This window comes from Streptomyces sp. NRRL S-920 (assembly GCF_000717945.1).
In the GTDB taxonomy this organism is placed as follows: Bacteria; Actinomycetota; Actinomycetes; order Streptomycetales; family Streptomycetaceae; genus Streptomyces; species Streptomyces alboniger.
In genome coordinates this window covers 37,813-58,436 of the sequence record NZ_JODF01000020.1, presented here as the reverse complement: position 1 = coordinate 58,436, position 20,624 = coordinate 37,813, and the positions used below count along the sequence as shown (strand labels likewise).

General features: G+C 71.0%; 18 protein-coding genes. 2 read left to right on the top strand and 16 right to left on the bottom strand.

The annotated features are described in order from the left end of the window. Positions 1 to 100 precede the first annotated feature (100 nt). The 14 genes from IG54_RS43790 to IG54_RS0116985 form a co-directional block, all read right to left on the bottom strand. Positions 101 to 589: a DUF2087 domain-containing protein gene (locus tag IG54_RS43790; protein ID WP_078594185.1), complete on the bottom strand. Its 489-nt coding sequence runs from the start codon at positions 587 to 589 to the stop codon at positions 101 to 103. An 84-nt stretch (positions 590 to 673) separates the two neighbouring features. After that, positions 674 to 2,326 carry a glucose-6-phosphate isomerase gene (gene pgi, locus IG54_RS0117045; protein ID WP_030784163.1) on the bottom strand — a complete coding sequence of 551 codons (1,653 nt, stop codon included), beginning with the start codon at positions 2,324 to 2,326 and terminating at the stop codon, positions 674 to 676. A gap of 181 nt (positions 2,327 to 2,507) precedes the next feature. Beyond that, on the bottom strand, positions 2,508 to 2,843 hold the full coding sequence (locus IG54_RS0117040; protein WP_003957010.1) for an RNA polymerase-binding protein RbpA: 336 nt from the start codon (positions 2,841 to 2,843) through the stop codon (positions 2,508 to 2,510). Between the two features lie 159 nt (positions 2,844 to 3,002). Then, positions 3,003 to 3,233 carry a preprotein translocase subunit SecG gene (gene secG / locus IG54_RS0117035; RefSeq protein ID WP_030784160.1) on the bottom strand — a complete coding sequence of 77 codons (231 nt, stop codon included), beginning with the start codon at positions 3,231 to 3,233 and terminating at the stop codon, positions 3,003 to 3,005. A 101-nt stretch (positions 3,234 to 3,334) separates the two neighbouring features. After that, positions 3,335 to 4,111 carry a triose-phosphate isomerase gene (tpiA, locus tag IG54_RS0117030; RefSeq protein WP_030784157.1) on the bottom strand — a complete coding sequence of 259 codons (777 nt, stop codon included), beginning with the start codon at positions 4,109 to 4,111 and terminating at the stop codon, positions 3,335 to 3,337. 6 nt (positions 4,112 to 4,117) lie between these two features. Next, positions 4,118 to 5,329: a phosphoglycerate kinase gene (locus tag IG54_RS0117025; protein WP_030784155.1), complete on the bottom strand. Its 1,212-nt coding sequence runs from the start codon at positions 5,327 to 5,329 to the stop codon at positions 4,118 to 4,120. 110 nt (positions 5,330 to 5,439) lie between these two features. Then, on the bottom strand, positions 5,440 to 6,450 hold the full coding sequence (gap, locus tag IG54_RS0117020) for a type I glyceraldehyde-3-phosphate dehydrogenase (RefSeq protein ID WP_030784152.1): 1,011 nt from the start codon (positions 6,448 to 6,450) through the stop codon (positions 5,440 to 5,442). Positions 6,451 to 6,639: 189 nt separating this feature from the next. Further along, positions 6,640 to 9,603: a M14 family metallopeptidase gene (locus tag IG54_RS0117015; protein ID WP_030784148.1), complete on the bottom strand. Its 2,964-nt coding sequence runs from the start codon at positions 9,601 to 9,603 to the stop codon at positions 6,640 to 6,642. 198 nt (positions 9,604 to 9,801) lie between these two features. Then, a complete protein-coding gene (gene whiA, locus IG54_RS0117010; RefSeq protein WP_030784145.1) occupies positions 9,802 to 10,791 on the bottom strand; it encodes a DNA-binding protein WhiA in 990 nt (329 codons plus the stop codon). Then, on the bottom strand, positions 10,782 to 11,804 hold the full coding sequence (locus tag IG54_RS0117005; protein WP_030784142.1) for a gluconeogenesis factor YvcK family protein: 1,023 nt from the start codon (positions 11,802 to 11,804) through the stop codon (positions 10,782 to 10,784). The genes whiA and IG54_RS0117005 overlap by 10 nt, the downstream gene beginning before the upstream one ends. Further along, complete coding sequence (gene rapZ, locus IG54_RS0117000; protein ID WP_030784139.1) at positions 11,801 to 12,736, bottom strand: RNase adapter RapZ; 936 nt, start codon at positions 12,734 to 12,736, stop codon at positions 11,801 to 11,803. The genes IG54_RS0117005 and rapZ overlap by 4 nt, the downstream gene beginning before the upstream one ends. Then, a complete protein-coding gene (gene uvrC / locus IG54_RS0116995) occupies positions 12,733 to 15,036 on the bottom strand; it encodes an excinuclease ABC subunit UvrC (protein WP_234336210.1) in 2,304 nt (767 codons plus the stop codon). Before uvrC ends, rapZ begins: the two co-directional genes overlap by 4 nt. 119 nt (positions 15,037 to 15,155) lie before the next feature. Further along, the gene (locus IG54_RS0116990) at positions 15,156 to 15,998 is read right to left on the bottom strand and encodes a hypothetical protein (protein ID WP_030784133.1); all 843 of its coding nucleotides are present in this window, start codon (positions 15,996 to 15,998) and stop codon (positions 15,156 to 15,158) included. Positions 15,999 to 16,003: 5 nt separating this feature from the next. Then, positions 16,004 to 16,684 (bottom strand): papain-like cysteine protease family protein, encoded by a 681-nt coding sequence (locus tag IG54_RS0116985; RefSeq protein WP_030784130.1) that lies wholly within the window; start codon positions 16,682 to 16,684, stop codon positions 16,004 to 16,006. Between the two features lie 225 nt (positions 16,685 to 16,909). On the opposite strand from IG54_RS0116985, the gene IG54_RS0116980 reads away from it, so the two are divergent. Then, positions 16,910 to 17,890 carry a hypothetical protein gene (locus IG54_RS0116980; protein WP_030784127.1) on the top strand — a complete coding sequence of 327 codons (981 nt, stop codon included), beginning with the start codon at positions 16,910 to 16,912 and terminating at the stop codon, positions 17,888 to 17,890. A 15-nt stretch (positions 17,891 to 17,905) separates the two neighbouring features. On the opposite strand, the gene IG54_RS0116975 is transcribed toward IG54_RS0116980, so the two are convergent. Continuing rightward, positions 17,906 to 18,349 carry a Rieske (2Fe-2S) protein gene (locus IG54_RS0116975; RefSeq protein WP_030784125.1) on the bottom strand — a complete coding sequence of 148 codons (444 nt, stop codon included), beginning with the start codon at positions 18,347 to 18,349 and terminating at the stop codon, positions 17,906 to 17,908. A 205-nt stretch (positions 18,350 to 18,554) separates the two neighbouring features. On the opposite strand from IG54_RS0116975, the gene IG54_RS0116970 reads away from it, so the two are divergent. Beyond that, positions 18,555 to 19,469 carry a carbohydrate kinase family protein gene (locus tag IG54_RS0116970; protein ID WP_030784122.1) on the top strand — a complete coding sequence of 305 codons (915 nt, stop codon included), beginning with the start codon at positions 18,555 to 18,557 and terminating at the stop codon, positions 19,467 to 19,469. A gap of 359 nt (positions 19,470 to 19,828) precedes the next feature. On the opposite strand, the gene IG54_RS0116965 is transcribed toward IG54_RS0116970, so the two are convergent. Continuing rightward, positions 19,829 to 20,599 carry a crotonase/enoyl-CoA hydratase family protein gene (locus IG54_RS0116965; protein WP_030784120.1) on the bottom strand — a complete coding sequence of 257 codons (771 nt, stop codon included), beginning with the start codon at positions 20,597 to 20,599 and terminating at the stop codon, positions 19,829 to 19,831. Positions 20,600 to 20,624 lie beyond the last annotated feature (25 nt).

Genomic DNA, 20,624 nt, shown 5'->3' with positions numbered 1-20,624 from the left:
GCCGGAGCGTCCTCGTAGCGGAGCTACTAGGGCGTTTCGGCAACGCGGCGAGCGTGCGTGCCAGGCGGCGCCCACCCGGCCGGGGTGATGACACAGGCTCTTACGCGCGGGCGTGGACGCGGCGGTAACTGCTGCCGTCCGACGCGCGCTCCAAGAGGCCGTCGGTGACGCAGTGCCTCCGCAGCGCCGCGGTGTCGTCGTGCACGGTGCGGAACGCGTCGTTGACCTCGCGCTCGCTGTAGGCCCGGTCGGCGTCGAAGAGGGTGTCCGTCAGATGGACCAGGAGTTCGTGGCGTACGACGGGCCGTACGGGAATGGCCGTGAGGCGGCCGTGCGCGAAGAAGCCGGTGAGGCGGCGCGGCACGGTCGGGTGGGTGTCCACCGGGCCGGGCCCCCGCCGGAAGACCGCCGGGTCGGCCCGGAGCGACCCGTCGGGCAGCCGCTCCACGAGCCCGCCGGCCAGGAGCCGGCCCAGATGCTTGCGGGCGGCGGGCGAGTCGGCCTCGCGCGGCGGCAGGTCGTCGAGGACGATGCGCGCGTACAGCCGCAGTCTCTCGGGGTCGGCGAGCGCGGCGAGCAGCTGGTCCATGGCGGTCCTCCCGACGGGTGACAGAGCCGAAGCAGTGTCACCCGCCGGGCGGGGCACTCGCATCCGATTAACAGCGCGTGTCGCTCAACGACCGCGCAGATCCCGGTACTTGGCGACCAGTGCGGTGGTCGAACCGTCCAGGTCGGGCACCTCGGCGCCCTCGGTCAGCGCGGGCTCGACGCGCTTGGCGAGGACCTTGCCGAGTTCGACGCCCCACTGGTCGAAGGAGTCGATGTTCCAGATGGCGCCCTGGACGAACACCTTGTGTTCGTAGAGCGCGATGAGCTGGCCGAGGACCGAGGGGGTCAGTTCCTTGGCGAGGATCGTCGTCGTCGGGTGGTTGCCCTTGAACGTCTTGTGCGGGACCAGTTCCTCCGCCACACCCTCGGCGCGCACCTCGTCGGGCGTCTTGCCGAACGCCAGCGCCTGGGTCTGCGCGAAGAAGTTGGCCATCAGCAAGTCGTGCTGGGCGACCAGGCCGGGGGCCAGATCGGCGACCGGCTCGGCGAAGCCGATGAAGTCCGCCGGGATCAACTTCGTACCCTGGTGGATGAGTTGGTAGTACGCGTGCTGGCCGTTGGTGCCGGGCGTGCCCCAGACGACCGGGCCGGTCTGCCAGTCGACCTCCCGGCCGCCCCGGTCGACGTACTTGCCGTTGGACTCCATGTCCAGCTGCTGGAGGTAGGCCGTGAACTTGGCGAGGTAGTGCGAGTACGGCAGCACCGCGTGCGACTGCGCGTCGTGGAAGTTGCCGTACCAGACGCCCAACAGACCCATCAGCAACGGGGCGTTGGACTCGGCGGGCGCGGCGTGGAAGTGCTTGTCGACGAGGTGGAAGCCGTCGAGCATCTCGCGGAAGCGGTCGGGCCCGATGGCGATCATCAGGGAGAGGCCGATGGCGGAGTCGTACGAGTAGCGGCCGCCGACCCAGTCCCAGAACTCGAACATGTTCGCCGTGTCGATGCCGAAGTCGGAGACCTTCTCGGCGTTGGTCGACAGGGCCACGAAGTGCTTGGCGACCGCGTCCTGACCCGCCTTCAGCTCGGTGAGCAGCCAGTCGCGCGCGGAGGTGGCGTTGGTGATCGTCTCGATGGTGGTGAAGGTCTTCGAGGCGATGATGAACAGCGTCTCGGCGGCGTCCAGGTCCCGCACGGCCTCGTGCAGGTCGGCGCCGTCCACGTTCGACACGAAGCGGACGGTGAGGTCGCGGTCGGTGAAGGAGCGCAGCGCCTCGTACGCCATGGCGGGGCCGAGGTCGGAGCCGCCGATGCCGATGTTGACGATGTTCTTGATGCGCTTGCCGGTGTGGCCGCTCCACTCGCCGGAGCGGATCCTCTCCGAGAAGGCGCTCATCTTGTCGAGGACGGCGTGCACCGCCGGTACCACGTTCTCGCCGTCGACCATGATGACGGCGTCGCGCGGGGCGCGCAGCGCGGTGTGCAGGACGGCGCGGTCCTCGGTGGTGTTGATCTTCTCGCCGCGGAACATGGCGTCCCGCAGGCCGAAGACGTCGGTGGCGGCGGCGAGGTCGCGCAGCAGCGTCAGCGTCTCCGCGGTGACGAGGTGCTTGGAGTAGTCGATGTGCAGGTCACCGACCTGGAGGGTGTACGCGGTGCCGCGCGCCGGGTCCGCGGCGAACAGATCGCGCAGCCGCACCTCCCCGAGCTGCTCGCGGTGGGCGGCGAGCGCCGTCCACTCGGGTGTCTGATTGAGCCTGGCGCGGCTTTCTGCGTTCATCTCGGACTTCAGCCTTCTCTCGTACCCGCGTACGTACCTTGTCCCGCTGCCCCATTTAATGGTGCAGCCCAACCTAATGGATCAGAGGGCGGTATGAGATGTCTGAAGCTGTCTGTCCGTACCCGTACCGAGATAAGAAACCGGCCGGGCACCTTCTCGGTGCCCGGCCGTTTTCCAAGTGCTAGATCTCGCCCCGCAGTTTGGCGAGTGCCTCCGCGAGAATCGCCTCGCCGTCCGCGTCGCTGCGCCGCTCACGCACATACGCCAGATGCGTTTTGTACGGCTCGGTGCGCGGCGGGTCCGGCGGGTTGTCCCGGTCCTGACCTGCTGGGAAGCCGCAGCGGGGGCAGTCCCACGTGTCGGGGACCTGCGCGTCGCTGGCGAAGCTCGGCTGTGTCTCGTGCCCGTTGGAGCACCAGAAGGAGATGCGCAGTCGCGGGGCGGACTCACCGCGCTCGGCCTCGCCCATCGGCCCCGCCCCGACCCGACTTCCTCGGATCGCGTTGCCACTTGCCACGGTCGTAACTCCCTGCGTGATGGTGCTGCTGCGGGCGCCTCAGTTTACGTAAGGCCCAACGCGCGTCCAGTGTCGGGAGTTACACCCCTCCCCCGGACGCAAGCCCCATGATAAGCCGCGCAGGCGGGCTCGCACCGGACAAGCGACCAGTGCCTGGCGCTAGTTGTTCGCCTTCATCAGCAGGCCCAGCGCGACAATGCACGCGAACCACAGCAGACCGACCACGACCGTGATGCGGTCGAGGTTGCGCTCCGCGACGGAGGAGCCGCCGACGGACGACTGCATGCCGCCACCGAACATGTCGGAGAGACCGCCGCCCTTGCCCTTGTGCATCAGCACCAGAAGCATCATCAGAGCGCTGAAGACGATCAGGGCGATCGAGAACCCCATAACCACGGCTGGACCAACTTCCTCGGATCTGAATCGACGACGGGGGCCGAAGGCAGGCTTCGGCCCCCGTCAGGGTACGACGTATCGCCGCTACCGCATACTCACTGGTCGCGGAAGCGGACGATCTTGACGAACTCGTCCGAGTCGAGCGCGGCGCCGCCCACGAGGGCGCCGTCGACGTCGGGCTGGGCCATGATCGCGGCGACGTTCCCGGACTTCACCGAGCCGCCGTACTGGATGCGCACCTTGTCGGCCAGCTCCTGCGAGTACAGCTCGGCGAGGCGGCCGCGGATCGCGCCGCAGACCTCCTGCGCGTCCTCGGGGGTCGCGACCTCACCGGTGCCGATCGCCCAGACCGGCTCGTAGGCGATCACGATGGACTCGGCCTGCTCGGCCGGGATGTCCTTGAGGCCGCCGTCGACCTGGTTCAGCGTGTACTGGACCTGCTGTCCCGCCTTGCGGATCTCCAGGCCCTCGCCGACGCAGAGGATCGGGGTCAGGCCGTGCTTGTAGGCGGCCTTCACCTTGGCGTTGCAGATCTGGTCGGTCTCGTTGTGGTACTGGCGGCGCTCGGAGTGGCCCACGGCCACGTAGGAGCACTTCAGCTTGGCCAGCATCGGGCCGGAGATCTCGCCGGTGTAGGCACCGGAGTCCTGCGCCGAGATGTCCTGGGCGCCGTACTTGATCTTGAGCTTGTCGCCGTCGACCAGGGTCTGCACGGAGCGCAGGTCGGTGAAGGGCGGCAGGACGGCGACCTCGCAGGCCTCGTAGTCCTTGTCGGCCAGGGCGAAGGCCAGCTTCTGGACGTGGGCGATGGCCTCAAGGTGGTTGAGGTTCATCTTCCAGTTGCCCGCCATCAGCGGGGTGCGCGTAGTCATCAGGTGTCAGTTCTCCAGTGCCGCGAGGCCGGGGAGCGTCTTGCCCTCGAGGTATTCGAGGGAGGCGCCGCCACCGGTGGAAATGTGGCCGAATGCGTTCTCGTCGAAGCCCAGGGTCCGCACGGCGGCGGCGCTGTCGCCACCGCCGACGACCGTGAAGGCCGAGGTGTCGAGGAGCGCCTGGGCGACCGCCTTGGTGCCCTCGGCGTAGTCGGGGTGCTCGAAGACGCCCATCGGGCCGTTCCAGAAGATGGTGGCCGCGTCGGCGAGCTTCGAGGCGTAGAGCTTACGGGTCTCGGGGCCGATGTCGAGACCCTCCTGGTCGGCCGGGATGGCGTCGGCGGCGACCGTGGTGGGGTTGGCCGGGGCCTTGGTCTTCAGGTCCGGGAAGTCCGGGGAGACCAGCACGTCGACGGGGAGGACGAACTCGACGCCCTTCGCCTCGGCCCGCTTCATGTACTCCTTGACCGCCGGGATCTGGTCCTCCTGGAGGAGCGAGATGCCGACCTCGTGGCCCTGGGCCTTGAGGAAGGTGTAGGCCATGCCGCCGCCGATGAGGATGCGGTCGGCCTTCTCCAGGAGGTGGTCGATCACGCCGAGCTTGTCGGAGACCTTGGCGCCGCCGAGGACCACGGCGTAGGGCCGCTTCACGTCGTCGGTGAGCTTCTTCAGGACGCCGACCTCGGTGGCGATGAGGTGGCCCGCGTAGTGCGGCAGCTTGGCCGGGAGGTCGAACACGGACGCGTGCTTGCGGTGCACGGCGCCGAAGCCGTCACCCACGTAGATGTCCGCGAGGGCGGCGAGCTTGTCGGCGAACTCGCCGCGCTCGGCGTCGTCCTTGCTGGTCTCGCCCGCGTTGAAGCGGAGGTTCTCGATGACGGCGACCTGGCCGGGCGCCAGGCCGTCCACCGCGTCGTGCGCGGCGGGGCCGACGGTGTCCTGCGCGAACGCGACGGGCGCGCCCAGGAGTTCACCGAGCCGCTCGGCGGCGGGGCGCAGTGAGAAGGCCGGGTCCGGGGCACCCTTGGGGCGGCCCAGGTGGGAGGCCACGACGACCTTGGCACCCGCGTCGGCGAGGGCCTTGACGGTCGGCAGGACGGCGCGGATGCGGCCGTCGTCGGTGATGGTGCCGTCGGCGAGCGGCACGTTGAGGTCGGCGCGGACGAACACCCGCTTGCCGTTGACCCCTTCGGCGAGAAGTGCGTCGATCGTCTTCACTACTGGACTCCTTGGGAGGGCTGACATGCAATGACATGCAACAGGGCCCGTCCGGCGCGGCGGTGCGCGGGACAGACCCTGTGCTCACATCGAGATGCCTGCTCTGGATATTAGAGCTGACCGCCGACGAAGACCGTGAGGTCGACCAGACGGTTGGAGTAGCCCCACTCGTTGTCGTACCAGCCGAGGATCTTCACCGACTTGCCGTCCTGGACCATCGTCATGGACGAGTCGAAGGTGCAGGAGGCCGCGTCACCGACGATGTCCGAGGACACGATCGGGTCCTCGGTGTAGAAGAGGAAGCCCTTCAGGTCGCCGTCGTCGGCGGCCTTCTTGAACGCGGCGTTGACCTCGTCCTTGGTGACCTCGCGGGAGACCTCGACGACCAGGTCGGTGGCGGAGCCCGTGGGGACCGGGACGCGCATGGCGATACCGTCCAGCTTGCCCTTGAGCTGCGGCAGGACCAGGGCGGTGGCCTTGGCGGCGCCGGTGGTCGTCGGGATGATGTTCTCCGCGGCGGCGCGGGCGCGGCGCAGGTCCGAGTGCGGGAAGTCCAGGATGCGCTGGTCGTTGGTGTACGCGTGGACCGTCGTCATCAGGCCCTTGACGATGCCGAAGTTCTCGTCGAGGACCTTGGCCATCGGCGCCACGCAGTTGGTGGTGCAGGAGGCGTTGGAGATGACGTGGTGGTTGGCCGCGTCGTACTTGTCCTGGTTGACGCCCATCACGATGGTGATGTCCTCGTCCTTGGCCGGAGCCGAGATGAGGACCTTCTTGGCACCGCCGGCGATGTGCTTCTCGGCGTCGGCCTTCTTCGTGAAGATGCCCGTGGACTCGATCACGATGTCGACGCCGAGGTCGCCCCACGGGATGTCCGCGGGGTTGCGCTCGGACAGCACCTTGATGGTGCGGCCGTCGACGGTGATGGTGTCCTCGGTGTGCGACACGTCGGCCTTGAGGCGGCCCAGGATGGTGTCGTACTTCAGAAGGTGTGCGGTGGTCGCGGTGTCACCCAGGTCGTTGACAGCCACGATCTCGATGTCCGCGCCCTGCTCGAGCAGTGCGCGGAAGTAGTTGCGACCGATGCGGCCAAAGCCGTTGATGCCTACGCGGATCGTCACGAAACCGATCTCCTCGTTGGTACGCCGGTTTTAGACGCCGGCGAGTTGTATGGGATGTCCCCGACCGCCTCCGACCCTACCTCTCCGAAGGCCCCGAGGTGACATTGAGTGGGGCTGGAAGCGGCACAAAGGCCCGTACCCCTCAGTAGGGGTACGGGCCACCGGGACCTTGGTCCCGATTACGCCGTGTCAGCTGCGCAAATGTGCCAGGGAGGCGCCCATAAGAGCGGCCCTTTCTGCGCTTCCGGGCACATGCTCCAGACCGAAGCCGAGGAGCACGCTGTCACGCGCTGTAACCGCCGCGTAGGGCTTGTACAGCTCCCCGGAGCTGCTCCAGTCGCCTGTGATATTGGGGCTCCCGGCCGGGGGCGGGGAGACCTTCCAGGAGCCGAGCGAGGTCTCGAATCCCTCGGTCTCCTTGACATCGCCGCCGATGACCAGCTGCGCCTCGTCGGCGAAGAGGCCGCGCCCCCCGCTGGAGGGGTCGGTGACGGAGGCGAGGGAGACCTCGACCTTCTTGCCCGCGTAGGCGCTCAGATCGAAGGCGACGGGCTTCCAGCCGCCGGAGGAGCCCGTGAAGCTGTTCCAGGAGCCGCTGCTGCCGGTGGCCGTGCAGCCGCCCGCCCCGAGCGTCAGGTAGTGGCGAAGGAAGGGGTGGCCGTTGAGGAGGAACCCGGCGGCGCACTCGGCGGGCACGGTGGCCCGGGAGTTGCCGTTCCTGTCGGGCAGCGTCGTCCAGTCGTCGGCGCCCGGGGTACGGGCTTCGAGCAGCCCGTGGTCGTATCCGGGCTCCAGGCTCCAGTTGAGGGCCAGCCGCAGCTCGGGCCGGTCGGCGGCCGAGACGCCGGTCAGGTCGAGGGTGCGGGTGAGCCGCTTGTAGTCCCGGTCGGCGTGGGTGGCCGAGGCCATGCCCTGGCCCTCGTAGGGCGCGTACGGGTTGGTGAGGCCGGGGTAGGAGCCCGCGGCGGCGCTCTTGAACTGCGGGAATTGCCTGGCGGGCAGGTTGTCGGAGGTGACGGTGAAGCGGCCGGCCTTGTCCGGCGGGTTGGCGCCGGCGTCGGCGAGCGGGGTGTTCACCCGGCCGAGCGCGCCGCTGCCCTTGAAGCTCTTGACGCCGGGGGCGGGCAGGCGTTCGTAGGCGCCGAGGTAGTACTGCGCGAAGTCGTCGGTCAGGGCCTCGCCCAGGTCGACGTCCCCGCCGGTGCGCTCACCGGACTCGATGAGCTTGCCGCCCTCGTTGAGGTAGGCACGCAGGGCGAGTTGGGTGGGTGCGCCGGGGACGGGGTCGCCGGTGTGGTGCACGACTACGGAGAAGTGCGACAGGACGCCCAGCGGGTGCGGGGCACCTCGCTCGGCGACGTCCCAGACGGCGGCGGAGCGTCCGTTGGCCTTCAGGGCGTCGACGTACTTCTTGGTCTGGGCGGCCGGGGCGCCCTCCTCGGCGACGACGAGCGCGCTCCCCTTCGGGCGCTCGGCGACGGTGTACGTGAAGTGCTCGCTCTGGGCGCGGCCCTTCTTGGTGCGGCCCGTGAACCACACCTCCACCTTGTCGCCCGCGCGGGCGCCCTCGACCTCGGCGCGGTACTGGTCGAAGTGGAGGTTGTCCGCACCGCCGTAGGTCTCGCCGCCCTTCCATGCCTTGAGTTTCCCGTCGTGCGTGCGGCCGCCGTTGATCCGGTACCTCAGCTCCTTGCCGCGCACGGACTTGCGGGCGGTGACGGCGACTTCCTGGTCGCCGCCGCGGGCGTACGAGGTGGAGAAGGTGTCCGGGGTGAAGTCCGGGGCCTCGATGCCGGTGACGGAGACCGGCTGGTCCGGGTGGAGTGCTGTCTCGGCGACGGCGAGCGCGAAGGGCACGTTCTTCGCGAACTCCTGCTGGATCAGCTTCTCGTCGTCGGGGAAGGTGAAGATGGACGCGCAGTCCTCGGGCCGCCAGGCGTCGCCGGGGTCGACGTTCGAGGCGGTCTGGCAGGTGGACATCTCGGGGGTGAACATCGGGATGCCGTTGATGTTGCCCGCGTGGCCGTCGGCCTCGCCGTTGGTGGTGTACAGCTCGGAGGCGACCTGTGGGTGGTAGTCGGGTATCGCGGGCTTCTCGGGGGTGCCCGCGAGTGCCTTGTAGAGCACGTCGTCCGGGGTGGGCGTGGCGACCTGCCAGCCCACTCCGTAGAGGATCAGTTCGGCCGCGGAGTGGTAGTTGACGCCGTACTCGAAGCCGATGCGCTTCTGGAAGCGGTCGAGCGCCTTGGTCTCGGGCTCGGACATGGGTCCTGCGCCGCGGTAGGTCTCCGAGGAGGGGTGGGGGGAGGAACCCTCGTTGTCGTAGCCCCACTTGTAGGCGAAGTTGCGGTTGAGGTCGACGCCGTCGCCGGGGGCGATCCGGCCGTCGCCGTCGATGTCGCGGAGGTTCTTGCGCCACTGGCGCTCGCCGTCGGCGGCGTGCGTGAAGTCGTAGCCGTCGGGGTTGGCGGAGAGCACGAACCACAGCTCGGTGGAGTTCACCAGCTTGGTGACGCGCTTGTCCTTGCCGTAGTTGTCCAGGTAGTGGTGCATCAGGCGGCGGGTCATCTCGGGGGTGATCCACTCGCGTGCGTGCTGGTTGGACAGGTAGAGCGTGGACGGCTTGGAGCCGTCCTTGGACTTCTTGGCGTTCTTGGTGAGTTTCAGGGCGAGGATGTCCTTGCCCTGAAGGGTCTTGCCGATGGAGACGACCTTGGTGAGGCCGGGGTGGGCCTGCCCGGTCCTGACGATCTCCTCCTTGAGGCCGCCCTTTCCGCTGTACGGGCGGTAGACGCCGTCGCCCGCGGCCTCGACCCTCTTCTCCGCGGCCGGGGACACCTTGTGCTCGCTGAGTTCGATGCCCTGGCGCTCGATCTCCTTGGCCTGGCCCTCGGTCAGATACAGCTCGACGCGGCCGGTGCCGCGCTCGGGTGCCTGTCCGGCGAGTTCGTGGGCGTCCTGGCCCGCCTTGATCAGGATCGGTATCTGCTTCTTGGTGACGTCGGCCTGGTAGACCTTCACGGCCGCCGGGTCGTCGTCGGCTGCCGGTGACTTCGCGGGTCCGCTCGCCTGGGCGTGCGGCGCGGCGGCGAGACCGCCGATGAGCAGTGCGCTCGCGGCGAGGATCGATCTCGCGCTCGCTCTTCGTCTCATGTGCCCCCCTTGCGGTTGTCCGGCACAGATGTGCCGGATGCAAGGCTCGTGACAGTGCATGATCATGTCAATACAGCGGGTGAGGGTGCCATGGGGCGGGGGCGCGGAAGGCGGGGGCGGGTACGCGAAAGCCGCCGGTGCCGTGTGGGGCGCCGGCGGCTCACGTGGCCTGCGGTGCGGTGCGGTCAGGACCTGGGGTCAGACCGCCATGTTGTCCGCCAGCTCCTCGGTCAGATTGGACTCCGTGCCGGGGATGCCCAGGTCCTGGGCCCGCTTGTCGGCCATGGCGAGCAGCCGGCGGATGCGGCCCGCGACGGCGTCCTTGGTCAGCGGCGGATCGGCGAGGGCGCCCAGCTCCTCCAGGGAGGCCTGCTTGTGCTCCATGCGCAGCCGCCCGGCGGCCGCCAGGTGTTCGGGCACCTCGTCGCCGAGGATCTCCAGGGCGCGCTGCACGCGGGCACCGGCGGCGACGGCCGCGCGGGCCGAGCGGCGCAGGTTCGCGTCGTCGAAGTTGGCCAGGCGGTTGGCGGTGGCGCGCACCTCGCGCCGCATCCGCCGCTCCTCCCAGGCGAGCACCGACTCGTGCGCCCCGAGACGGGTGAGCAGCGCGCCGATCGCGTCCCCGTCGCGTACGACGACCCGGTCCACGCCCCGCACCTCGCGCGCCTTGCCCGCGATCTGGAGTCTGCGCGCGGCGCCGACGAGCGCGAGCGCGGCCTCCGGGCCGGGGCAGGTGACCTCCAGGGAGGACGAGCGGCCGGGCTCGGTGAGCGAGCCGTGCGCGAGGAACGCTCCGCGCCAGGCCGCCTCCGCGTCGCAGGTGGCCCCCGAGACCACCTGCGGCGGCAGGCCCCGGATGGGACGGCCGCGGCCGTCCACGAGGCCGGTCTGCCGGGCCAGCTGATCGCCGCCCGCGACCACCCGAACGACGTAACGCGAACCGCGCCGCAGGCCGCCGGGGGCCATCACGATCAGCTCCGAGCTGTGCCCGAAGATCTCCAGGATGTCCCGCTTCAGGCGTCGTGCCGCCATCGCGGTGTCCAGCTCCGCCTCGATCACGATGCGGCCGCTCACCAGGTGAAGGCCGCCCGCGAACCGCAGGATCGCCGAGACCTCTGCCTTCCTACAGCAGGTCCGGGTGACGGGGAGCCGGGAGATCTCGTCCTTCACCGCTGCCGTCATCGCCATGGGCCGATCCTTCCATGCATCCGAAAAATACGGTCGTACGCGGCTGCCAGGAGCTCCGGATCGTGCCTCGGAGTCCCGTCGGGCCGGGCCACCGGCGCCAGCTCGACCGTCGCGCCGAGCCGCTTCGCGGCATCGGTCAGCGACTCTCGGTCGGGCACGGCGGCCTCGTCGGCCAGCACCACGTCCAGGGCGAGTTTAGGGGCGTGTCGGGCCAAAACCTCCAAATGACGCTGCGGAGAGAAGCCATCGGTTTCTCCCGGTTGCGGCGCGAGGTTGAGCGGGAGGACCTTGCGGGCCTTCGTCTCGGTGAGCGCGTCGAGCAGTTCGGGGACCAGCAGGTGCGGGATCACCGAGGAGAACCAGGAGCCCGGTCCGAGCACGACCCAGTCCGCGTCGAGCACGGCGGCGACCGCCTCGGGGACGGCCGGCGGGTCGTGCGGGACGACGTGCACGGACTGGACCTCGCCCGGGGTGAGGGCCACCGTGGCCTGGCCGCGGACGGTGTCCACGTCGTCGGGGCGGGCCGGGTCGTGGCCCTTGACCAGGGCCTGTAGCTCCAAGGGGACGGCCGACATGGGCAGCACCCGGCCCTGGGCGCCGAGCAGGCGGCCGACCAGGTCCAGGGCCTGGACGTGGTCGCCGAGCTGCTCCCACAGGGCGACGATCAGGAGATTGCCGACCGCGTGCTCGTGCAGGTCGCCGCGGGACTGGAAGCGGTGCTGGATGACGCGGGCCCAGGTCTGGCCCCAGTCGTCGTCGCCGCAGAGCGCGGCGAGCGCCTTGCGCAGGTCGCCGGGAGGCAGCACGCCCAGCTCGTCACGGAGGCGGCCGCTGGAGCCCCCGTCGTCGGCGACCGTGACGACGGCGGTGAGGTCACCGGCCCCGGTGATGCGGCGCAGCGCGGCGAGCGAGGCGGACAGGCCCATGCCCCCGCCGAGCGCGACCACCTTCGGCTGGGTGCCCCGCTTGCGGCCCAGACGGGTCAGGCGGACGGTCCGGCGGGTCGGCTTCACTCGCGCCCCATGTCCCGGTGGACCATGACGGTCTCCACACCCTCGGAGGCCAGGCGTGCCGCGAGCTTCTCCGACATGGCCACCGAGCGGTGCTTGCCGCCGGTGCAGCCGACCGCGATCGTCACGTAACGCTTGCCCTCGCGGCGGTAGCCCGCGGCGATGAGCTGGAGCAGCTCGGCGTAGCGGTCGAGGAACTCCTTGGCGCCGGGCTGGTTGAAGACGTACGCCGCCACCTCCTCGTTCAGGCCGGTGTACTGGCGCAGCTCGGGGACCCAGTGGGGGTTCGGCAGGAAGCGCATGTCGACGACGAGGTCGGCGTCGACCGGGAGCCCGTACTTGAAGCCGAAGGACATGACGGTGGCCCGCAGCTCGGGCTCCTCCTCGCCCGCGAACGAGGCGTCCATCTTGGCGCGCAGCTCGTGCACGTTGAGGCTGGAGGTGTCGATGACGAGGTCGGCGTCGCCGCGCAGCTCGCGCAGCAGGTCGCGCTCGGCGGCGATGCCGTCGACGATGCGGCCGTCGCCCTGGAGCGGGTGCGGACGGCGGACCGACTCGAAGCGGCGCACCAGGGCCTCGTCGGAGGACTCCAGGAAGACGATGCGCCGTGTGACGTTCTTCGACTCCAGCTCGGCGAGGGACTCGCGGAGGTTGTCGAAGAAGCGCCGGCCGCGGACGTCGACGACGACCGCGATGCGGGCGACGTTGCCCTGCGAGCGGGCGCCCAGCTCCACCATCGTGGGGATCAGCGCGGGCGGCAGGTTGTCGACCACGAACCAGCCGAGGTCCTCCAGGCACTTGGCGGCCGTACTGCGTCCGGCGCCCGACATACCGGAGATGATCACCAGTTCGGGGATCGCCGCCTCCGGCACCCCTGGCGTCTCGATGGGCGTGCCCGCACTCACTTGCTCTCCACCTTCGTCGTGCTCGCTCATGTCTGCTGCCCCCGTCGTTCCTCTGCGGCGCCCGCGGTCACGGGCTCCTCGTCTGCGCTGCCGGAGGGACCCGCGGTCACGGGTTCCTCGTCCTCGCCGCCAAAGACGCCCGCCGGGGCGGGCACCTCGACCGCACTACCCGAGGCGCCCGCCGAGGTGGGCTCCTCGGTCTCGCTGCCGGGGAGCGCCGCCGTCACGGGCTCCTCGGTCACACCGTCCGAGGCACCCGCCGTCACGGGCTCCTCGGCTCCAGTGTCCGAGGCGCCCGCCGAGGTGGGCTCCTCGTCTTCCATGATCTCTCCGGTCGCCATGTTCACGGCGGGGGCGGCGGGTGCCGCCCGGGCGAAGGCCGCCACGATGGCCTCGGCCGTCTTGCGGCCTATGCCCGGAACCTCGCAGATCTGGTCGATTGTCGCGGATCGGAGTCTCTTCACCGAACCGAAGTGCTTGATCAGCGTCCGCTTGCGGGCGTCGCCGAGGCCCGGCACCTCGTCCAGCGGCCCCGCCTTGAAGCGCTTGGCCCGCTTGGCGCGCTGGTAGGTGATGGCGAAGCGGTGCGCCTCGTCACGTACGCGCTGGAGGAGGTAGAGCCCCTCGCTGGTGCGCGGCAGGATCACCGGGTCCTCCTCGGTGGGGACCCAGACCTCCTCCAGGCGCTTGGCCAGGCCGCAGACCGCGATGTCGTCGATGCCCAGCTCGTCGAGGGCCCGCTGGGCGGCTGCCACCTGCGGCCGGCCGCCGTCGACGACGACGAGCTGCGGCGGGTACGCGAACCGCTTGGGGCGGCCGTCCTCCTCGGTGAGGCCGTCGGCGGGGACCTGGCCGTTGGCATCGATGGTGTCCGGAGCGCCTGCGTCCGGGGTGTCTGCGGCGTCCTCCGGGGACCACTCCCCCGTCCTTTCCTTGTCGGAGATGTAGCGCTTGAAGCGGCGCGTGATCACCTCGTGCATGGAGCGGACGTCGTCCTGGCCCTCGAAGCCCTTGATCTGGAAGCGGCGGTACTCGCTCTTCCTGGCGAGGCCGTCCTCGAAGACGACCATCGACGCCACGACGTCGTCACCCTGGAGGTGCGAGATGTCGTAGCACTCGATGCGCAGGGGCGCGCTGTCCAGCTCCAGGGCGGCCGCGATCTCCTCCAGGGCGCGGGAGCGGGTGGTGAGGTCGGAGGCGCGCTTGGTCTTGTGCAGGACCAGGGACTGCTGGGCGTTGCGCGCGACGGTCTCCATGAGGGCCTTCTTGTCGCCGCGCTGCGGGATGCGCAACGAGACGTTGGCGCCGCGGCGCTCCGTCAGCCACTCCTGGACCGGCTCCAGGGGCTCGGGCAGGGCCGGGACCAGCACCTCCTTGGGCACGGCGTCGCCGGTCTCCTCGCCGTAGAGCTGCTGGAGCGCGTGCTCGACGAGGTCGCCGCTGGTGACGGCCTCGACCTTGTCGGTGACCCAGCCGCGCTGGCCGCGCACGCGGCCGCCCCGGACGTGGAAGATCTGGACGGCGGCCTCCAGCTCGTCCTCGGCGAGGGCGATGAGGTCGGCGTCGGTGGCGTCGGCGAGGACGACGGCGCTCTTCTCCATCGCCTTCTTGAGGGCGTCGATGTCGTCGCGCAGGCGGGCCGCGCGCTCGTACTCCATCTCCTCGGCCGCGTCCGCCATCTGCCGCTCGAGACGGCGGATGTACGTCCCGGTGCGGCCCGCCATGAAGTCGCAGAAGTCCTCGGCGAGTTCGCGGTGGTCCTCGGGGGTGACGCGCTCCACGCAGGGCGCCGAGCACTTGCCGATGTAGCCGAGCAGGCAGGGGCGGCCGGTGCGGGTGGCGTTCTTGAACACGCCCGCGGAGCAGGTGCGCACCGGGAAGGCGCGCAGGAGGAGGTCGACGGTGTCGCGGATCGCCCAGGCGTGGCCGTAGGGGCCGAAGTAGCGCACGCCCTTCTTCTTGTGGCCGCGCATCACCTGCACGCGCGGGAACTTCTCGTTCATCGTCACCGCGAGGTACGGATAGCTCTTGTCGTCGCGGTACTTGACGTTGAACCGGGGGTCGAACTCCTTGATCCAGGAGTACTCCAGCTGGAGCGCCTCGACCTCGTTGTTCACCACCGTCCACTCGACGGAGGCGGCGGTCGTCACCATGGAGCGGGTGCGGGGGTGCAGATTCGCCAGGTCCTGGAAGTAGCTGGCCAGGCGCTGGCGCAGGCTCTTGGCCTTCCCGACGTAGATCACCCGGCGGTGCTCGTCGCGGAATTTGTAGACCCCCGGGGCGTCGGGGATCTGTCCCGGCTTGGGGCGGTAGCTGGAAGGGTCGGCCATGTCGGACAGCCTACTGGCGTGCACTGACAGTCCACGCGGGCCGCCGACGCTCCGGGCGGGCGAGGCTGCGGGACGGCGTACGGGACGGTGGCCGGCGTCCCGGCCACCGTCCCCCCGGGTCAACCCCGCTGCCGGGCGGCGCGGCGCCGCATGAGCGCCGTACCGGAGAGGCCGAGGGCGACCAGGGCGCCCGCGCCCGCCAGCGACGAGGCGACCGTGACCGGGCCCTCACCCGAGGTCTGCCCGGAGGCCTGCTCCGAGGTCCGCCCCGCCCCCTGTCCGGCCTTCGCGTCGTCGTAGCCGCCCGCCTTGCCCGACTTCTCGTACGCGGAGCCCGGCAGCTTGTCGCCGTACGCCTTCTGGACGCGCTTGCGATAGGCCGCCAGCGAGGTGCCGTCGGCGCCCACCGCTCGCACCGCGTCCTTGTCGAGGGGCAGCACGCGCGCGTGGCCCTGCACGTACCAGGCGTTGATCTGCGGCTCGTGGAAGACGGTGCCTCCGGGGAGCTTCTTGGCGCCCGCGCGCGCGTAGCGGGTCTCGTCGTCCCCTGTGGCGATGTTCACGACCTGCCACGACCCGCCTCGCTCGACCGTCCACAGGGAGGCCTCCTGGCCGTCCGAGGAGACGGCCTTGCTGGCGAGGAACTCCAGGCGGGCGACCGGGGCGCCCTTCTTGCCCGCGACGAACTCCGGGGAGAGGTAGTACACCGGTACGGCCTTGCCCTCGACCCGGGGGTCGGCCGCGGCCCTGGTGACCGCGCCCTCCCGGGAGAAGAAGCGGGAGAGCGTCTCCAGGGTCTTCGGCGCCTGCGCCGCCTTGTGCGCGGCGTCACGGGAGGCCGCGGAGGGGGCGGGGGGACCGGAGTCGGCGGTGGCGGCCGGGGTGGCGAGGCCCACGAGCAGGGTGGCGGCCGATGTGGCGAGCGCGGCCCTGGCCAGGTGGCGGGGAAGGTGACGGGTCATCGCTCTCACGCCCCTATCCGGTAGAGCGAGTGGGTCCAGGAGAAGGTGTTGTTGTCGACGTACCAGGCGTGCGAGGCCCAGTTGTAGCGGTCGCTGGAGGGCCAGGGGTCGCCCCAGTAGACCCAGCTGTTGGCGTCGTCGTAGCCGTAGAGGACGTGCATGTGACCGCCGCCGTTGGACCACTGGATGCGGGTCTCGACCGGGCGGCCCGCGTCGACCTCGGTCTTGACCGTGGAGTAGCGCAGCCACCCGGTGACGTACGAACCGGGGTTGATGCCCGTCCAGCGCAGGCCGTTCTGCACATTGCCGAGCGTGGCCTGGTTGTTGGGGCACTCGGTGTTCTGGCTGCGCCCGAAGGCGGCGTTGCAGAACTGGTTCTGGCTGTAGTTCCGGCCCATGAAGGCCGCGATGGTGTTGCCGCCCGCGGCCCAGCACCAGTTGGTCTTCTGCTGCGCCTGCATGGTGATGTTCAGGCGCCTCGCGGCGAGGGCGGAGACGTCGGCGGCGCCCGTGCCGCTCGCCTCGGAGGCGGCGGGCGCGGCGGACGTGACGGGGGCGGCGGAGGTGGTGGGGGCGGGGGCCGCCGTGGCCGTGGGGGCGGTCAGGAGCGCGGCGGCGACGACGGCGAGCGCGCAGAGATATCTGCGTCTGCCTGTGCTGCTGGTCCTGCTGATCGGTGGGCGCATCGCGTTCCTCCCGAGCGGGATGTGGGGTGTGGAGGAGCGCGTCCGGACGCTGCGTTGAGCATCGAGTGTTGTCGAGTGCAGGTCAACACGCTTCAATGCGGAATTACTTGGGCCGTGAACGGCGGCGTACGGATGTGAACGGACGTCGTACGCCGACCTGGCGACCCGCTCCGACCGGCACGAACGCCGGGCGGCTTGAGTGAACGTTCACAGAAAGGGGCCCGCATGCGACACGGCACACGGTTCGCACACGGCGTGCCCGCGGACGCGGCATGGATGGCGGACGACGAACCGGCGGAGCTGACGGCCGCCCTGCGCACCGGCCCCTTCCACCTCGCGCTGCGCACCGCGATCGCCGTCCGGCGACTGCCCTTGCAGCGCGTGCGTCACCATCTGGCCCAGCACGGCATCAACGTCGGGGTGACCAGCCTGAGTTACTGGCAGCAGGGCGCCCGGCGCCCCCAGCGCGCCGAGTCGCTGCGCGCCGTACGCGCCCTGGAGGAGATCCTTCAGCTCCCCGAGGAGTCACTGCTCCGGCTCCTCGCCCACCCCGCCGAGCGCGCCGACACCGAACGGCCCGCCGCCCGCTCGTACCGCTCCCTCGTGGAGGCCTCCGACGTGCTGCGCGCGCTCCTGACCGAGCTGGGCTCGCCGGTCGACGGCGGGCTGCACACCATCGGCCACCACGAGCGGGTGCGGATCGGCGCGCGCCGCGAGCTGGTGGGCCGCGAGTCGCAGCACGTCGTACGCGCCCACCGCGACGGCGTGGACCGCTATGTCGCCATCCACCACGGCGACCCGGGCTGCGCCCCGGACCGCGTACGCGTACGGGCCCTGGAGAACTGCCGTACCGGGCGCGTGCGCTGGCATGAGGGGACGGGGGTGCTTGTCGCCGAACTGCTCTTCGACGCGCGGCTGCGGGCGGGCGACACGCATCTGTTCGCGTACGGCTTCGAGGACGGCACGGCGGGGACGGCCACCGAGTACGTGCGCGGCTTCACGTACGCGGGCGGGCAGTACGCGCTCCAGATCCGCTTCGACGAGCTGGCCCTGCCCGTACGCTGCCACCGCTTCGCCCAGCAGTCGGCCGCCGGGCCGCGCGGGGGCCGGCAGGAGCTGACCTTGAGCGGCAGCCACCGCTCGGTGCATCTGGTGGAGCCACAGGTACGGGCGGGGCTGCTGGGGATCGCGTGGGACTGGGAGTAGGGGCCTCGGGGTGAGCTAGGGCGTGTCCCCGTTGCCGGGGTTCCGGGGGCCCGCGATGATCTTGCCGTTCTCCACCTTGACCGGCAGCTCGGCCAGCGGCTTGACGGCCGGCTCCTTCAGCACCTTGCCGTTCGTGGCGTCGAACTGGCTGCCGTGGCACTGGCAGATGAGCTTGTGCCCCTCCAGCGTCTTGATCGGGCACCGCGCGTGTGTGCAGATCGTGCTGTACGCCTTGTACTCGTCGTCGGAGATCCGGCTGACGACCACGTTCTTGTCCGTGTACAGCTTCGAGGCGCCCACCTTCACGTCGTCGGACTTCCCGAGGTCCACCGGCGCGGTCGGCGCCGACCTGTTCGATCCGCCGTCGTCCGAGGCGCAGGCGGTGAGGCCGAGCCCGACGGCCGGGGCGAGAGCGGCGGCCCGCAGCACGGTGCGGCGGGCGGGGGGCGTGCCGGGCATGGTGTCTCCACAGGTCAGGGACGTTTCGGTGACGGATCAGACCATACCGGCGCGCGGCTTCGGGGCCGGTTTGGGCGCGGGCGTGCCCGAGTGCCGCCCGCTTCCTGCCGAAGGGCCGCGCACGGCCTAGCCTGAGCGGGATGCCGGGCGCGCGCCGCGCCGCGCGGCCCGAGCCGAGCCAGGCAGCGCCCGAGAGGAACCGCCCGTGATAGTCGTCGCAGGAGAGGCCCTGATCGACCTCGTGCCGCAGGAGGCGGACCAGGACGCCGGGCTGCCCCCGCTCGCGCCCCGCCTCGGCGGCGGCCCGTACAACACCGCCGTGGCGCTCGGCCGCCTCGGCTCACCCGTCGCGTTCTGCTCGCGCGTGTCACGCGACGCGTTCGGCGAGGCGCTCCTCGGCGGGCTGCGGGCGGCCGGTGTCGATCTGTCGTACGTGCAGCGCGGCCCCGAGCCGACGACGCTCGCCGTCGCCTCGGTCGGCGCGGACGGCTCCGCCGGGTACTCCTTCTACGTCGAGGGCACGGCCGACCGCCTGTTCACCGCTCCGGACCGGCTTCCCGACGGCGTACGCGCGATGTCGTTCGGCACGTGTTCGCTCGTCCTCGAACCGGGCGCGAGCGCGTACGAGGAACTGCTGCGCCGGGCGGCGGGGCGCGGGGTGTTCACGGCGCTCGACCCGAACGTACGAGCCGCGCTGATCCCCGACGCGGACGCGTACCGCGCGCGGTTCAAGAGCTGGCTGCCGTCGGTGTCGCTGCTCAAGCTGTCGCAGGAGGACGCCGACTGGCTCGGCGGCACCCCGCGGGAGTGGCTGGCGTCCGGGCCGTCGGCCGTGGTCGTCACGCGCGGCGGCGAGGGCCTGTGGCTGTATACGCGGGAGGGGGACGAGCTGCGCGTTCCCGGCGAGCCGGTCGACGTGGTGGACACGATCGGCGCGGGCGACACGGTCAACGCCGCGCTGCTGCACGGCCTCGCGACCCGGGACGCGCTCTCGCCGGAAGCGGTGGCCGGGCTGGACGCCGAGACCTGGTCGGACGTCCTGCGGTTCGCGGCGCGGGCAGCGGCGGTCACCTGCTCGCGGACGGGCGCGGAACCTCCGTATGCGGCGGAACTCGGGTAGGGCGCGAGTTGGGGTGGGGTGCGAGTCGGGTAGGGGCGCGAGTCCGTGTCGGGCGCGAGTCCGGGTCGGGGCGCGAGTCCGGGTCGGGGCGCGAGCCGGGTAGGAGCGCGAGCCGGGTAGGAGCGCGAGCCGGGTAGGAGCGCGAGTCCAGGTCGGGCGCGAGCCGGGTAGGAGCGCGAGTCCGGGTCGGGCGCGCGTTCGGTGGGGGCGCGAGTCCAGGTCGGGCGCGAGTCGGGTAGGAGCGCGAGTCCGGGTCGGGCGCGAGTCGGATAGGAGCGCGAGTCCGGGTCGGGCGCGCGTTCGGTGGGGGCGCGTATTCGCATTGGGCGCGGTCAGCCGGTGGCGGGGGGGCGGGCGGGTCACCGTTCCGTGAACGTCCCGTGCCGGCCCGCGCCCGCCGTGAAGCGGGCGGCTCCCTCGGCGGCCTCGGCCAGTGAGTGCAGGCCGTGCCGCAACTCCCCCGCCATCGCCTCCTGTTCGGACAGGCCGCCCTGTTCGAGGAGGGAGAGCCGGTCGTGCCGCAGGCAGGTCTGCGGGAACGCGGCGATCTCGGCGGCGAGGCGCTCGGCCGCGGCGCGCGAGGTGCCGGTGGGCACCGTGCGGTTGACCAGGCCCATGGCGAGCGCTTCGGCCGCGCCCACCGGACGGCCCGTCAGGATCAGGTCCATGGCACGGCTCTCGCCGATCAGCCGCGGCAGCCGTACCGTCCCGCCGTCGATGAGCGGGACACCCCAGCGGCGGCAGAAGACCCCGAGGACGGCATCCTCCTCGGCGACCCGCAGATCGCACCAGAGGGCGAGTTCGAGGCCGCCCGCGACGGCGTGACCGGCGATCGCGGCGATCACCGGCTTGGACAGGCGCATCCGGGTGGGCCCCATGGGGCCGTCCCCCTCGCCGTCCTCCGTCACGTCGTTGCCGTCGGGGGTGCCGATGGCTTTGAGGTCGGCGCCCGCGCAGAAGGTGCCGCCCTCGCCCCACAGGACGGCGACGGAGGCGTCCGGGTCGGCGTCGAAGGCACGGAAGGCGTCGGCGAGGGCGCGGGCGGTGGGCCCGTCGACGGCGTTCCGGGCGGCGGGCCGGGACAGCACGATGGTGGTGACGGGCCCTTCGCGTTCAGTACGTACGGACATGGGGCCAGCCGACCACGGGCGGGGG